The sequence below is a fragment of the Acinetobacter lwoffii genome, assembly GCF_019343495.1.
GTDB lineage: Bacteria > Pseudomonadota > Gammaproteobacteria > Pseudomonadales > Moraxellaceae > Acinetobacter > Acinetobacter lwoffii_P.
Window position 1 is genome coordinate 427,583 of sequence record NZ_CP072549.1, and the last position, 14,264, is coordinate 441,846.

Here is a 14,264-nt window from a genome sequence, read left to right on the forward strand (position 1 = left end):
ATGAAAATGAATAAAGCGATCATGATCAAGCAGCAGCAGGGCATTGCACTGATTACCATTCTGGTGATGGTAGCGCTAGCGACTATTCTGGCGGCTACGATTGCGCAACGTCAAGCTGCAACTGCTGAAAGCACTGCCTATTTGATGCGACAAAACCAGTCCTTAATGTATGCCAAAAGTGCTGAGGCCTTTTTTTCTGAATTGCTGGTCGATGAAGCTGAAAATGCCGCAAAGGTCGACCATCTGCAGGAAACCTGGGCGCAGCCCATGCCAGCTTTTCCGGTAGATGACGGTTATGTCTCCGGAATAATACAGGATGAATCAGGCAAGTTTAATTTAAATAGCCTGATTACTGCCGAAGGCGCAGTCAATGAAAATGCCAAAGCATGGTTCGAGCTGATTCTAAAACGTGCCGGTTTGCCGGAACAGCTGAGTGAAGCAGTCATTGACTGGCAGGATGCAGACGAGCTGGTCAGTGGGGGCATGGGCGCCGAATCTAACTATTATCAAGGCTTGCCAAATGCTGCTTTGCCACCGAATGCAAAATTTCACAGCGTAGAAGAATTAAAGCTGGTACGTGGTTTTAAAGAGAGTAAATATAAGCTGATAGCACCTTATCTGAGTACTGCACCGGTGCAGGAGGGCTTGGTCAATATTAATACCGCTTCAGCTTTTCTTTTGGCCAGTATGGATGAAAAGCTGGATGTGAATGCAGTGCAGCAATTGCTGGATCAGCGTCAGGCCAATTTGGAGCACTTTTCCAATGTGACTGATCTATGGTCACTGGAGCCTTTCGCTCAGGTCGATGCGGACAAGCGTAATTTGTTTAACAGTCTGCTTGGGGTGCAATCCAATTATTTTAAAGCCCGAATCGAAGTGGTTTTAAGTGAGCGTAAGCGCCAATTTAGTAGTGATCTGGTTCGCCAGGACAAACAGGTTTATGTCGCTTACCGTAGCATGGCGCCATTTTAATTTTAGCTCATGAATTGTACAGGCTGTATAAGCGCAAATGCCGGGCTGATGCCTTTTCCCTATCATGCTAAACAGCAAAATTAATCCTCAAAGCTTTACTTTTGCTTTATAATCAAAATTAATTCACCTATTTTTTGACGACATTACGGCATATGTTAATTCGTAAGTTATTTAAGTTTGAGAATGCTCATATTGTGCGTAACTGCACGTCAGATCGCTGTAAGCGTTCGATCCATGGCCATAGTTATAAAGTCGAGTTATTGCTAAAAGCCTCGAAGCTAGATCATGGTCAAATGGTCTATGACTTTGGTCTGCTTAAAGGTGTGATTAAGGATTTCTTTGATTCTTTCGATCATGCCATCTGCTTCTGGCAAAATGACGACCCGGAATATATTCAGGCCTGCAAGAATTTCAGCGCGCGCTGGGTATCTTTGCCGGTATCGCCATCAGCAGAGCAGTTTTCACGTATTTTCTTCTTTCTGGCACAGCAAGTGCTGGCATCGACCGTGACTCAAAATGGCGAAGGTGATGTCGAAGTCTATTCTGTGATTGTGCATGAAACTGACACCGGCTATGCACAAAGCTTTTTAGAAGATATTCAAAATGAACAGATGGGAATTTTGAGTCTGGAGCAACTTGAGTTCTCTGAACAGGTGCAAGCCGAATGGACAGATCCGGACATGTTCGCCAAGCTCAAACAGGGCACACCATTTCATAACCCTACAGTAGATTTACAGGTACAGATTTAAAGTCTGCGTGACTTTAAATCCATTGACATAGATTTAGGATTGAAGAATGTCTTTAAATGAACAGCAACTGGCCAAGCTGAATAAAGTTCAGTTGGATGAAAGCTGGAAATATGGATTGAGTGAATTTTTGCTCAGGCCAAAAATGGATGAATTAAAAGCATTTCTCGTTGAAGAAAAAAAAGCAGATAAAATCATTTATCCTCCCAATCATCTGATTTTTAATGCTTTGAATACCACGCCGCTAGATCGGGTAAAAGTGGTGATTTTAGGGCAAGACCCTTATCATGGCCCAAATCAAGCGCATGGATTAAGCTTTTCCGTGCAAAAGGGGGTTGCATTACCACCATCTTTGCGTAATATTTTTCATGAGTTACATGCAGATGTTGGGGTTGAAAGACCGAAGCATGGTGACTTGACGCATTGGGCAGAGCAGGGTGTGCTTCTGTTAAATGCAGTACTGACCGTCGAAGCAGGTCAGCCAACTTCGCATCAGAAGCGCGGTTGGGAAGAATTTACCGATCACGTCATTGATGTATTAAATGAACAGCGTGAACATATTGTCTTTATTCTTTGGGGCGCATACGCACAGCGTAAAGGACAGCGCATTAATCAAGACAAGCATCTCGTGTTAAAGGCAGCACATCCATCGCCTTTGGCAGCAAACCGTGGTGGTTTTTTTGGTTGTAAAGTATTTTCAAAATCGAATAACTACCTCAAACAACATGGCATTGAGCCTATAGATTGGCAGCTGGACGCATGAAATATTCTCCCCTTACTAAACATTATCATCCGGATTTGATTGTTGAAGAAGCGCACAATGGTTGGCGTATCGTTCGTTTAAATCGCCCAAAATCTTTGCATGCTCTCGATGAATCGATTGCTTCCGCACTCTTGGAAGTATTTCAGGATTTCCATCATGATGACAGTGTAAAAGCCATCTGGCTGGATTCAACCACACCGAAAGCGTTCTGTGCAGGTGGGGATGTGCGTAAACTGCGTCAGTTAGTGATTAATGATGAAGTCGCGACTGCCAATAAATTCTTTGAGCAAGAATATGCACTTGATCTGTTATTGCATAATTATGCCAAACCCGTTTTAGTCTGGGGTGAAGGTTATGTGATGGGCGGTGGCTTGGGCCTGTTTATGGCAGCGCCTTTCCGTTTAGTGACACCATATTCACGTTTGGCCATGCCTGAAATCAATATCGGTTTGTATCCAGACGTAGGTGCAACCCGCTTCCTGGCAGATCGTGGTGCGATTGGTCTATTTACCGGCTTGACCGGATCAATCATGACCGCTGCGGGCGCTTATGGGATTGGCTGGGCAACGCATATTTGTGATGCACAGCGTGATTCAGTGTTGGATAAAGTCATTAATATCGACTGGGAGCATTATCCTGCAGGTGACTTCCGTGCCATTGATGACACCCTGAATAGTATGCACCGTCCGGTCGGCCCGGGCCCGCTGCAAAACTCTCTGGATGTGATTCATAGTGTTTGCCGTGGCATAAACTTTGAGCATGATTATGAGTCGATTATTGGCCTGAGTGATGCTCGTAGTGACTGGTTGCGTCAGGCCAGTGAAAACCTGAAAAAAGGTTCGCCAACTACTGCAGCCTTGACCTGGCTATTATGGCAATGGGGTAAGCAGGTACATTCCTGGAATGAAGTTTTCGAACTGGAAGTTCAGATCTCAGACTGGAAAATCCGTCATCATGACTTTGTCGAAGGTGTGCGTGCACGTCTGGTCGATAAAGACCTTAGTCCTGAGTGGAAAAAAGGTGCAGATATGAGCTTAAAAGGTATCCTGTCTGGAAATCCTCCGGTGACCAATATTGAAAGCTGGAATGCCTTGCTAAAACAGTATGGTGTGATTTAAGTTTTACATGTCCGAAACACAATTGAGCGATGAATACTGGATGCAGCTTGCCTATGCGCAGGCTGCACTTGCTGCCGCACAGGGCGAAATTCCGGTGGGTGCGATTATTGTTAGTCAGAATCAGATCATTGGTCAGGGCTTTAATGCGCCGATTTCTTTAAATGATCCGACCGCGCATGCCGAGATTGTGGCGCTGCGTGATGCCTGTCAAAACATCCAGAATTATCGTTTACCTGATGATGCAGTGCTTTATGTGACTTTAGAGCCGTGCACCATGTGTGTTGGTGCGCTGGTGCATTCACGGGTTTCACGGGTAGTATTTGGCGCATTTGAAGCGAAAGCAGGTTCACTGGTGAGTGCGCGTCAACTGTTTGAAACCGGTTATTATAATCACGTATTTTCTTTCCAGGCAGGCTGCATGCAGCAGCAATGCTCTGAACAGCTCAGTGCATTTTTTAAGTTGCGTCGCGAGCAGAAACGACAATTCAAGTTACAAGAAAAGTTATTAAATACGCAGAAATAAATCTGCTTTATCCGCTAAAATTTGCTTACTTTCAAATATCTGCAATCTTCAGGAACAATAATGAACAGCATCCAAGTAAAAAAAGAATTCCCAGCAGCCCTTGATGATGTCTTCAATTTGATGTCCAAGCATGCCACTTATAATATTGCCCTCGCACCGATGCAGGTCGAACGAATCAAGGATTCTGCGGATGCTGAATATCCTGATGGACTCGGTTCAGTACGTGCAATGGGTATGGGGCCAGTGAAGCCGCTGAAAGAACAAATTACCTTGTTCGAGCCAAATAATCGCATCGAATATCAGATTATTAAAAATCCATTGATCAAGCATCATTTAGGCATTATTGAATTTGAAGCACTGGCTGATGACAAAACGTTAGTAACTTATACGATTGAATTGCAGGCACGTGCGCCTTTTGTGAGTAAATTAATCCTTGCACAGTTACAGGCAGCGATTAAACTAGGCCTGACAAAACTCGCAAAATCTGTTTAAACAACAACGGGAAAGCAATGACAGTTCAAATTATTACCATTGATGGTCCAAGTGGGTCTGGCAAGGGCACGTTAGCAGCGAAACTGGCTGCACATTATCAGTTTCACTTATTGGATTCTGGTGCTTTATACCGCCTTTTGGGTTTGTCATTGCATCACCATGATTTGCTGGATTCGCTAGACACGAAATTGCCAGAATGCGTACAAATCGCAACAAATTTAGATATCCAGTTTGTCAGTACCGCCACCGGGGTGCAGGTGTGGCTGGATGGTGAAGATGTGTCCCAAACTATTCGAACTGAACGGGTAGGAGAGTTTGCTTCAAAAGTTGCAGCAATTCCTGAGCTTAGAACAGCGATGGTTTCACGTCAGCATGCCTTTGCACAGGCGCCTGGTCTGGTAGCAGACGGACGTGATATGGCGACAAGTATCTTCCCGAATGCTCAGGCAAAAATATATTTGACGGCCTCGGCTGAATCACGCGCGCAAAGACGTGTAAAGCAGTTGCAGGGCATGGGGCTGGATGTTAAAATAAGCGACATTTTAGCTAATATCATCGCTCGCGATAAACGAGATATGGAACGCACTGTCGCTCCACTCAAGCCTGCGGATGATGCTTACATTATTGATAGTTCAGATTTGAATATCGATGAAGTATTCCAGCTGATGACCACGTATGTGGATCAGCAGTTAGCAAATTAACCCAATTTTATCAGCAAACGCATAGCTTGATCAGTTTTATATGGACTATGTAGATGCTTAATTAAACCGGCCTTGTCTGATCCAAGACCGCTGACTTTATCGGAAATATCATGACCGAATCTTTTGCAGCCCTCTTTGAAGCAAGCGAATTAAACCTCAACGTTGAAAAGGGTGCAGTTATCCAGGGCGTTGTAGTAAGCATTGACTCTGATTGGGTAACTGTTGACACTGGCCTTAAATCTGAAGGCGTTGTTGACCGTGCTGAGTTCTTAAATGAACAGCGCGAACTTGAAGTTCAAGTTGGCGACACTGTAGACGTAGTTGTTGAAGCACTTGACAACGGTATGGGTCAAACAGTTCTTTCTCGCGAAAAAGCTAAACGCGCAGAAACTTGGACTAAACTTGAAAAAATCTTTGAAGACGGCGAAATCGTTACTGGTGTTATCTCTGGTAAAGTTAAAGGTGGTTTCACTGTTGACATCGGTCCAGTACGTGCGTTCCTTCCAGGTTCTTTAGTTGATACTCGTCCTATTCGTGATACTACTCACCTAGAAGGCAAAGAGTTAGAATTCAAAGTAATCAAACTTGACGCTAAACGTAACAACGTTGTTGTTTCACGTCGTGCTGTTATGGAAGCTGAATCTTCAGCTGACCGTGAAGCTCTTCTTGCTCAGCTTGAAGAAGGTCAAACAGTTACTGGTACGATCAAAAATCTTACTGACTACGGCGCATTCGTTGACCTTGGCGGTATTGATGGTCTTCTTCACATCACTGACATGGCTTGGAAACGTATCAAGCACCCTTCAGAAGTTGTTGAAGTGGGTCAAGAAGTTACTGTTAAAGTACTTAAATTCGACCGCGAACGTAACCGTGTTTCTCTAGGTCTTAAACAGCTTGGCGAAGATCCATGGTTAGCGATCATGAACCGTTACCCTAAAGGTTCAATCGTTAAAGCGCGCGTAACTAACCTGACTGACTACGGTTGTTTCGCTGAAATCGCTGAAGGCGTTGAAGGTTTAGTACACGTTTCAGAAATGGATCACACGAACAAAAACATCCACCCATCTAAAGTTGTTCAGATTGGTGACGAAGTTGATGTTATGGTTCTTGAAGTTGATGAAGAACGTCGTCGTATTTCTCTTGGTATCAAACAAACTCGTGCTAACCCATGGGAAGAGTTTGCTAAAGATCACGACAAAGGCGAAAAAGTTTCTGGTACGATCAAATCTATCACTGACTTCGGTATCTTCATCGGTTTGCCAGGCGGTATCGACGGTCTAGTTCACTTGTCTGATATTTCTTGGAACGAACAAGGCGAAGAAGCGATTCGTCGTTACAAGAAAGGCGACACTGTTGAAGCAGTTATCCTTTCTGTAGACGCTGAAGGCAACCGTATCAGCCTTGGCATCAAGCAAATGAACAACGATCCGTTCAATGACTTCCTTGCTGCTAACGAACGCGGTGCGTTGGTTAAAGGTACTGTAACTGCAGTTGACGCTAAAGGCGCTACTGTTAAGTTAGCTGACGAAGTTGAAGCGACTCTGAAAGCATCTGAAATCAACCGCGACCGCGTTGAAGATGCAACTAAGTTCCTTGAAGTTGGTCAAGAAGTTGAAGCGAAGATCATCAACGTAGATCGTAAATCTCGCGCAATCAACTTGTCTATCAAAGCGAAAGACGAAGCTGAAGAGAAAGAAGCAGTTGCTAACTTGAAAACAGCTCCTGCTGGTCAAGACAATGGTCCTAAGACGATTGGTGACCTGATCAAAGCTCAAATGGGCAACTAAGTAAGCGTTTGAATTGTATTGTTAATGTAAGTTAACTAATACTTTTTATACAAATACTGTAAACGGTAGCGTAGTATTTAATTATTGCGCTACCGTTTTGTATTTAAACAGGTTATTATCGGGAAATAGATCCCAAGTAGCTTGATAATTAAAGAGGTCGTAGATGACTACTGAAGCACTTAATAAGTCTGACTTAATAGAGCGTATTGCATTAAAAAATCCGCATTTGGCTGAGCCTTTAGTGGAAGAAGCCGTTAAAATTATGATCGATCAAATGATAGAAGCATTATCAACTGACAACCGTATCGAGATTCGTGGATTTGGTAGTTTTGCATTGCATCACCGTGAACCGCGCGTAGGTCGTAACCCTAAAACTGGTAAATCAGTAGAAGTGGCTGCAAAAGCAGTTCCGCACTTTAAACCAGGCAAGGCACTTCGTGACGCTGTGAACGAGTCTGCACAAAAATAATTGTAAATATTTTGCGGGGTGTTCATGCGTTACGTTCTGGTCATTCTTTTATTGGTACTGTTTGGTTATTCATTAGCTTTGGTTTTGCAAAACGGTACCGAATTGTCAGTGGACTTGTTATTTACTCAAGTTCCCGCAATGCGCCTGGGATTATTACTTCTCCTCACGTTATCTTTAGGTGTCGTTTTGGGTCTGTTATTGGGCGTTCAGATCTTCCGGGTTTTTCAGACGAATTGGGAAATTAAACGACTGCGTAAAGACATTGAACATCTACGTAAGGAACAGTTGAATACAGCCAAGTTAATGGCCGCTGAAGCAGCAGCCCATACCCGGCATGAAAAAACTGTATTAGATATTACCAATGAAAATCAAAGCCCATTATAATGGGCTTATTTTTTGCCTATATGAAGGGGTAATCTCTTGAGTATCATCGTCGCACTAGATGCCAAAAGCCAATTTGATGCCTTAGCCATTGCAGAACAGTTAGATCCTGCCTTGTGTCGACTTAAAGTTGGTAAAGAGTTATTTACCCATGAAGGTCCAATCATTGTCAAAGCGCTTCAAGATAGAGGCTTTGATGTATTTTTGGATCTGAAATTTCATGATATTCCAAATACAACAGCACAGGCAGTATGCGCGGCAGCAGATTTGGGTGTGTGGATGGTCAATGTGCATGCCTCAGGTGGCCGCAAGATGATGGAAACCTGTGTAGAGCGTTTACAAGCGGGTAATTATAAAACTCAGTTGATTGCAGTGACTGTATTGACGTCAATGGGCCGTGAAGACTTGAAAGATATTGGTCTGGATATTGAGCCAAATGAGCATGTAAAACGTCTGGCACAACTGACAAAAGACAGTGGTCTAGATGGGGTGGTTTGCTCAGCTCAAGAAGCGAAAATGTTACGTGAAACGATTGGAAAAGACTTTGCATTAGTGACACCCGGCATTCGTCCAGAAGGGTCGAATGCAGATGACCAGAAACGTATTGTGACACCGAAACAGGCAATGCTAGATGGCTCAACACATCTGGTAATTGGTCGCCCGATTACCCAGTCTAAAAATATGCGTCAGACTTTGAAAGATATTTTGGCAACGCTTTAATACGGTTTGAATGACAAAAAGCCTTTCAGTCGAAAGGCTTTTTTTATATATTGAAAAAATGGTTATAAAATAAAAAGGAAAAATGATGACTTCATCTGAACCACAATTATAAAAAGTACAGAATGACGTGATTCAAAATATTCAACAGGCAGAACAGCTTAAGCAACAAGAATAGCAACAACAGCAGGCAAGCTCAGCAGATCGGACAGCGGGGATCGATGTGGTCAGTTTGGCATCTGATGCCATCAGTCTTGCTTCGGATGTTATTGAAACAGTAGGCGATGCCTTAAGTGATATTGATTTAAGTTTTTAGTCAGCCCTCTCGGCCTACTTGCTTGTGCTTCGTTTTAAAATTCTGCTTTTAAACTGAATCAGGGAGGAGAGTTCCTCTTTATAAAAGAGGAATTTAGTGAGATTGAGAAAGTGATAAAGTAATTAAATCGCTGCCAGTACACTCACCATGACTGGTGCTAACAGTGACAAAATAAAACCACTGACCATGGCATGTGGAATAAAATCATGCCCACAGGCCTGTTTAACCATCGGTAGAGTCACATCCATCGCAGTTGCACCCGCTGCGGAAATGGCGGATCTTGGGTATCTCCAGCCCATACAATACATGAGTAATATGGCAAAAATTTCTCTAAACAGGTCATTCATTAGCGCGATACTGCCGAGTTCTGCATTTCTGAGTTCTGTTACGACAACACCTGACATTGAGTAAAATCCATAGCCTTGTGACAGCATGATCAAATCTTTTAGACTGATGTCTGTATTCCAGAATGAATAAAGCATGACTGCAAATAATGAACCAAAAATACAACCAATCGGAACTAAGAGAATTTTAAAATTTAACCAGGAACGATCTAAAGGTGAATAAGCCAGATCCAGGCCAATTATGAACATAAATACCAGCAACAAATGCCAGGTGCTGATTTGCAAGGATAGATCAAACAGATTCAAGCCCGCATGTAAACAATATCCACCTGCGAGAGCCAAAAAGGCATAGCTCATATTCAGCAAGGATTTAAGTACCAGGTCGACGGAGACTCGGCCTGAACTCGGAAGATAACCTGCCCATTTAAATAGTAGATAACAAAATGCAAAAGCACCGAGCGAAGTCAGAAAGGCAATACTGATCGACGTACTTAGAATCTGTAGGGGATGCTGTAATTCATCTACCAGTTGTGAAAATTCAAAGGCAATCGCAATCAATAAAACATAGCTAAAATAGGGCAATAGCTTGAAACAGATTTTAATAATCGAAAGTGGAATTCGTTTTGCCATGGCAAAACCGAGTGCTAGACAGAATAGAAGCTGAAAGATAAGCCAAAGCGATTGCATAAGTTTAATGGATTGAAAAAATTACCTATAAATTATGCCACCGCTTGATGTCAGATGGTAAAAAGCTTTTAGGCGACTTTATTCAATAATCGATAATCTGCGGCATTTGGCTTTTTTGTTTTGAGCCAGTATTTCCAGGTATAAGTTGGCCATAAGGCAAAGTTCTTGCTGCCTTCCTGCTGATACCAGCTGACACAGCCAGATTGCCACACGGTCTTTTCAAACATGTGTTGCACCTGCTGATTAAATGTATTTTGTGCCTGGTCTTTGACCATGATGGCATCGCTTTGGAATTGATCGACCAGTTGCATCAATTGCAAAATATATTCGACTTGTGCCTCAATCATAAAAATCACAGAGTTGTGCGCCAATAAGGTATTTGGGCCCAGTAACTGAAACAGGTTTGGAAAGTCTTTCATGCAAATTCCATAATAGCTTTCAGCGCCTTGTTTCCAGACTTCATTCAGCTCTGCACCATCGAGCCCGGTACATTGAAAATTCTTCATATAGATACGTGGATCGGTAATGAATCCGGTGCCATAAATCAGGCAGTCAATCGGCCGTTCTTTTCCATCTTGTGTAATGATACTGTGTTCAGTCAGTTCCTGAATCTTCTCGGTCACCAGTTCTACATTGTGGCGGTTAAAAGTCGGGAAGTATTTATTTGAAACCAGAATACGTTTACAGCCCATGATGTAGTCGGGGGGTCAGTTTTTCGGCCAATTCAGGATTTTTGACCTCATATTTAATGAATAGTTCTGCCAGTTTTTGGGTGAATTTCATAATGCCCGGTTTGGCAATCGGTACGACACGCGATTCATTTGACCAATACAGGCGGGCACGGTGTAGCTTTCTAAACCAGTCATATTTTTTGAAGAGTTTCTTCTCAAGGTCGGGGTAGGCACGTTCATCACGAGGAATGACCCAGGCCGCAGTACGTTGCATGACATACAGATGTTTGCATTGCGGGGCAATTTCCGGAATATATTGAATGGCGCTGCCACCTGTTCCAATCGATGCGACATTTTTGCCAGTCGGGTCATAAGTGTGATCCCATTGCGCAGAATGAAAGACTTTGCCTTGGAATTTCTCAATACCGAGAATATCTGGGATTTGCGGAATATGTAAAGGTCCGGAAGCGAATATAACAAACTGGGCTTCAAGGATACTTTGATCCTGTAGCTGTAATTGCCATAGACAGCGTTCTGCCTGGTAATGTGCTGCCAGTACTTCGGTATTTAAACGGCAAAAAGCACGCAGGTTATAATCGGTCACCAGATCCTGAATATAAGAAAATATCTCGGGTGCTTCCGCATAACGTTTGGACCAATTGCTTTTCGGTGCAAATGACAAGGAATATAAATGTGATTGCACATCACAGGCTGCTCCAGGGTACTGATTGTCCCGCCAGGTTCCGCCAAAATCGTTACCTTTTTCAAGAATAATAAAATCATAAATACCATGCTGTTGTAAACGTATTGCCATGGCAATCCCTCCGCAACTAGCTCCAATAATGGCAACTTTAGTATGGGGATGGGAACGTGTAGCTGTGGCATAATCTAGCATCAGTAAATTCCTTACTTATTTTAATGTTGGATATTTATCGTAATTTGCTCCTTGATGATTAGATAGAAAATTGATCTAAACGGCAATAGCCGACACATTATTTTTATAGTACAACTAGAATAATCACATTGTATTTGTATGGTTATGAAACGTTCTGTTCTCAGTCTGATGTATTTGATTCAAGGAATGCGCAAGGCTGGCATGGAGGTCGATCAGAAACTGCAAAACATTGGGCTGCGTGTAGATGCCTTTGATCCAAGCTCGGTGATCCATCCGAGTCTGGAACATGATGTGCTTAAGGTGGTGGGACAGGAAATCCAACCTGAACAGGGATTATTGATTGGCCAGCATTATGCTTTGGCAGGTTATGGTCCCTTACTCATGTTGCTGGTGACCAGTCCTACGGTACGTGATGCATTGAATCAGGTGATCCGTTTTCAGCAGTTGACGCATTTGACCGGTCAGTTGGCCTTGCAGCAAAGCGAGCATCATAGCGCGCTATGTTATCGAGCCAAGCAGCAGGATGATCATTTGAGAATGTTGCTGGCACAGGCAGAGATTTCCGGAACGTTTAAGTTTATCCGGGAAATCTACAAATTGATGGGCTTATCCAAACCTGATTTGCGGATCGAGTTGCCATTTGCCTATCCAGAAGATCTGAATACCTTAAAGGTCTATCATGATTATTATGGAACACAGGTACAGTTTGATGCATCTCGGGCAGCATTCTGGTTTGATGAAGCAGTGTTGGATATTAAAATTCCTTCTGCAGATGCGGTCACTTTTGCTGTCTATGAAGCCAAATGTCTGGCTGAACTGGAGCGTTTGCAACAGGATGAGCAGACGCCGACTGTGGTGCAGCGTGTGCAGGATTATCTGGAAATCCAAAGCGGCCTGATGCCGAGCATGGCTGAAACGGCACAGGCGTTGAATATTCCGGAACGAACCTTGCGGCATCAGTTACAGCAGTGTGATACCAGTTATAAGCAGATTCGCGAAGAAATTATTAAAGATAAGGCTTTGCGACTAATTGAATATAAACAGTATTCGATTGAAATGATTGCAGAATTATTAGGCTATTCCGAGCCGGCCGCTTTTAACCATGCCTTTAAACGCTGGTTTGGGCAAAGTCCTCGGCAATATATAAAATAGCCTAAGTTAGTTTATGCCAAAGTGTTATAGCGTGTTGATTAAACTCCGCTATAATTAAATTGATCCCAAATAGTACGAAATTCTATGTCCGATTTTAATTCACAGCACAGCACCGCTTTTAGTCCGATTTCTCCTGCAGAACGTTATGCACAAGCGATCTCTTCGGGACAGTTTATGCCTGATGAAGCACAGGCAATGGCAGTACATGAACTGAATCGTGTCTGGCTGGAATTGATTCAGCGTTTTAAGGCATCGAAAAAAGCATTTCGCCGCTTTCGCCGTCAGACATCTCCGAAAGGGGTGTACATGTGGGGTGGTGTGGGGCGTGGAAAAACTTGGTTAATGGATCAGTTTTACGATTCGATTCCGTTTCGCCGTAAAACCCGGATGCATTTTCACCATTTTATGCAGCATGTGCATCGTGAGTTAAACAAATTATCCGGACAGCGTAACCCCCTAGATATCGTGGCGGATCGGATTTATAAAGAAGCGGTCATCATCTGTTTTGATGAATTTTTTGTATCTAACGTAACGGATGCGATGATTCTAAGCGATCTATTCCAGAAGCTGTTTGAACGCGGTATTACCTTGGTCGCTACCTCGAATATCGCACCGGACGGTTTATATAAAAATGGCATTCATCGTGACCGTTTTATGCCTACTATCGAATTGGTCAAGAAAAACTGTGTGGTGTTAAATGTTGATGCCGGAGTCGATTACCGTCTACGGGTTCTAAAACAGGCACAACTGTTTAAATTCCCGTTGACGCATGATCATAAAAACTGGATTGCACAGCGTTTTAGCGCTTTGACTCAGACTCAGACCTGCTCGGAAGAACCGATTATCATCAACAACCGTATTGTCGAAACCGTGTCACATACCGAAGATGTGTTGTGGTGCGAGTTTTCTGAACTGTGTTTAAAGCCACGTAGTCCAGCTGATTTTATTGAAATCGCCAATATTTATAATACAGTGTTGGTCAGCAATGTGCCGCACCTGACCGATTTTCTGAATGATGGAACACGCCGTTTTATTTATCTGGTCGATGAATTTTATGACCGCGGCGTCAAGTTACTCTTAACCTCGGAAGATAATATCGTGGATATTTATCAAGGTGAGAAACTGGCCTTTGAAATTGAACGAACCCGTTCCCGTTTGCTGGAAATGCAGTCGGATGAATACCTGAATTCTGAACATCGCCAGATTGAGAAAATCGCCTCTGTGAACGGAGAATAACCATAAAAGCGCTGGATGTACCGGCGCTTTTTTTATAAAAATAGGTACTTAAATTATCGACAAGCCTGATTAAACATGGCTTAATCTTGATCTAAATATGATCGTGTATAACTAGAATGCATAATTTTTACTCGAAAATCTGAACTTAAGTCTAATTTCTACATTTCGAAAACTTTATACACTGTCATTAGGGTATTTAGCAGAATGATATCTATTTGTAACTGAGAAAGATCAAATATGTTTATGAGGGTATTCATATTAGAAAAAATGCTCAGTATTTAGCAATGTGATAAT

14 protein-coding genes and 1 pseudogene are annotated in these 14,264 nt (G+C 42.9%); 13 read left to right on the forward strand and 2 right to left on the reverse strand.

Translation table 11 applies throughout. The features are described 5' to 3' along the window. From gspK to pyrF, 11 genes are all read left to right on the forward strand, one after another. A complete protein-coding gene (gene gspK, locus J7649_RS02045; protein ID WP_219309109.1) occupies nucleotides 1-972 on the forward strand; it encodes a type II secretion system minor pseudopilin GspK in 972 nt (323 codons plus the stop codon). A 152-nt stretch (nucleotides 973-1,124) separates the two neighbouring features. Beyond that, complete coding sequence (locus J7649_RS02050) at nucleotides 1,125-1,721, forward strand: 6-pyruvoyl trahydropterin synthase family protein (protein ID WP_004278864.1); 597 nt, start codon at nucleotides 1,125-1,127, stop codon at nucleotides 1,719-1,721. A gap of 46 nt (nucleotides 1,722-1,767) precedes the next feature. Then, the gene (gene ung, locus J7649_RS02055) at nucleotides 1,768-2,481 is read left to right on the forward strand and encodes a uracil-DNA glycosylase (protein ID WP_219309111.1); all 714 of its coding nucleotides are present in this window, start codon (nucleotides 1,768-1,770) and stop codon (nucleotides 2,479-2,481) included. Beyond that, a complete protein-coding gene (locus tag J7649_RS02060; protein ID WP_219309121.1) occupies nucleotides 2,478-3,599 on the forward strand; it encodes an enoyl-CoA hydratase/isomerase family protein in 1,122 nt (373 codons plus the stop codon). Before ung ends, J7649_RS02060 begins: the two co-directional genes overlap by 4 nt. A 7-nt stretch (nucleotides 3,600-3,606) precedes the next feature. Then, complete coding sequence (gene tadA, locus J7649_RS02065; RefSeq protein WP_114541085.1) at nucleotides 3,607-4,122, forward strand: tRNA adenosine(34) deaminase TadA; 516 nt, start codon at nucleotides 3,607-3,609, stop codon at nucleotides 4,120-4,122. 60 nt (nucleotides 4,123-4,182) lie between these two features. Then, nucleotides 4,183-4,614, forward strand: a complete 432-nt coding sequence (locus tag J7649_RS02070; RefSeq protein WP_219309123.1) for an SRPBCC family protein — start codon at nucleotides 4,183-4,185, stop codon at nucleotides 4,612-4,614. Between the two features lie 17 nt (nucleotides 4,615-4,631). Beyond that, nucleotides 4,632-5,315, forward strand: a complete 684-nt coding sequence (cmk, locus tag J7649_RS02075; protein ID WP_219309125.1) for a (d)CMP kinase — start codon at nucleotides 4,632-4,634, stop codon at nucleotides 5,313-5,315. A gap of 110 nt (nucleotides 5,316-5,425) precedes the next feature. Next, nucleotides 5,426-7,102 carry a 30S ribosomal protein S1 gene (gene rpsA / locus J7649_RS02080; protein WP_004278854.1) on the forward strand — a complete coding sequence of 559 codons (1,677 nt, stop codon included), beginning with the start codon at nucleotides 5,426-5,428 and terminating at the stop codon, nucleotides 7,100-7,102. Between the two features lie 163 nt (nucleotides 7,103-7,265). After that, a complete protein-coding gene (locus J7649_RS02085; protein WP_004278853.1) occupies nucleotides 7,266-7,571 on the forward strand; it encodes an integration host factor subunit beta in 306 nt (101 codons plus the stop codon). Nucleotides 7,572-7,595: 24 nt separating this feature from the next. Further along, on the forward strand, nucleotides 7,596-7,955 hold the full coding sequence (locus tag J7649_RS02090; protein WP_004278852.1) for a lipopolysaccharide assembly protein LapA domain-containing protein: 360 nt from the start codon (nucleotides 7,596-7,598) through the stop codon (nucleotides 7,953-7,955). 36 nt (nucleotides 7,956-7,991) lie between these two features. Next, complete coding sequence (gene pyrF, locus J7649_RS02095) at nucleotides 7,992-8,672, forward strand: orotidine-5'-phosphate decarboxylase (protein ID WP_004278851.1); 681 nt, start codon at nucleotides 7,992-7,994, stop codon at nucleotides 8,670-8,672. Between the two features lie 435 nt (nucleotides 8,673-9,107). On the opposite strand, the gene J7649_RS02105 is transcribed toward pyrF, so the two are convergent. Continuing rightward, entirely contained in the window at nucleotides 9,108-10,016 is a 909-nt protein-coding gene (locus J7649_RS02105; protein ID WP_219309127.1) for a LysO family transporter, read from the reverse strand. Nucleotides 10,017-10,084: 68 nt separating this feature from the next. After that, nucleotides 10,085-11,582 (reverse strand): annotated as a pseudogene (locus J7649_RS02110) (flavin-containing monooxygenase). Nucleotides 11,583-11,726: 144 nt separating this feature from the next. Here J7649_RS02110 and J7649_RS02115 point away from each other — a divergent pair. Beyond that, a complete protein-coding gene (locus J7649_RS02115) occupies nucleotides 11,727-12,734 on the forward strand; it encodes a helix-turn-helix domain-containing protein (protein ID WP_004645451.1) in 1,008 nt (335 codons plus the stop codon). An 84-nt stretch (nucleotides 12,735-12,818) separates the two neighbouring features. Next, on the forward strand, nucleotides 12,819-13,970 hold the full coding sequence (gene zapE, locus J7649_RS02120) for a cell division protein ZapE (RefSeq protein ID WP_005252217.1): 1,152 nt from the start codon (nucleotides 12,819-12,821) through the stop codon (nucleotides 13,968-13,970). Nucleotides 13,971-14,264: the final 294 nt, after the last annotated feature.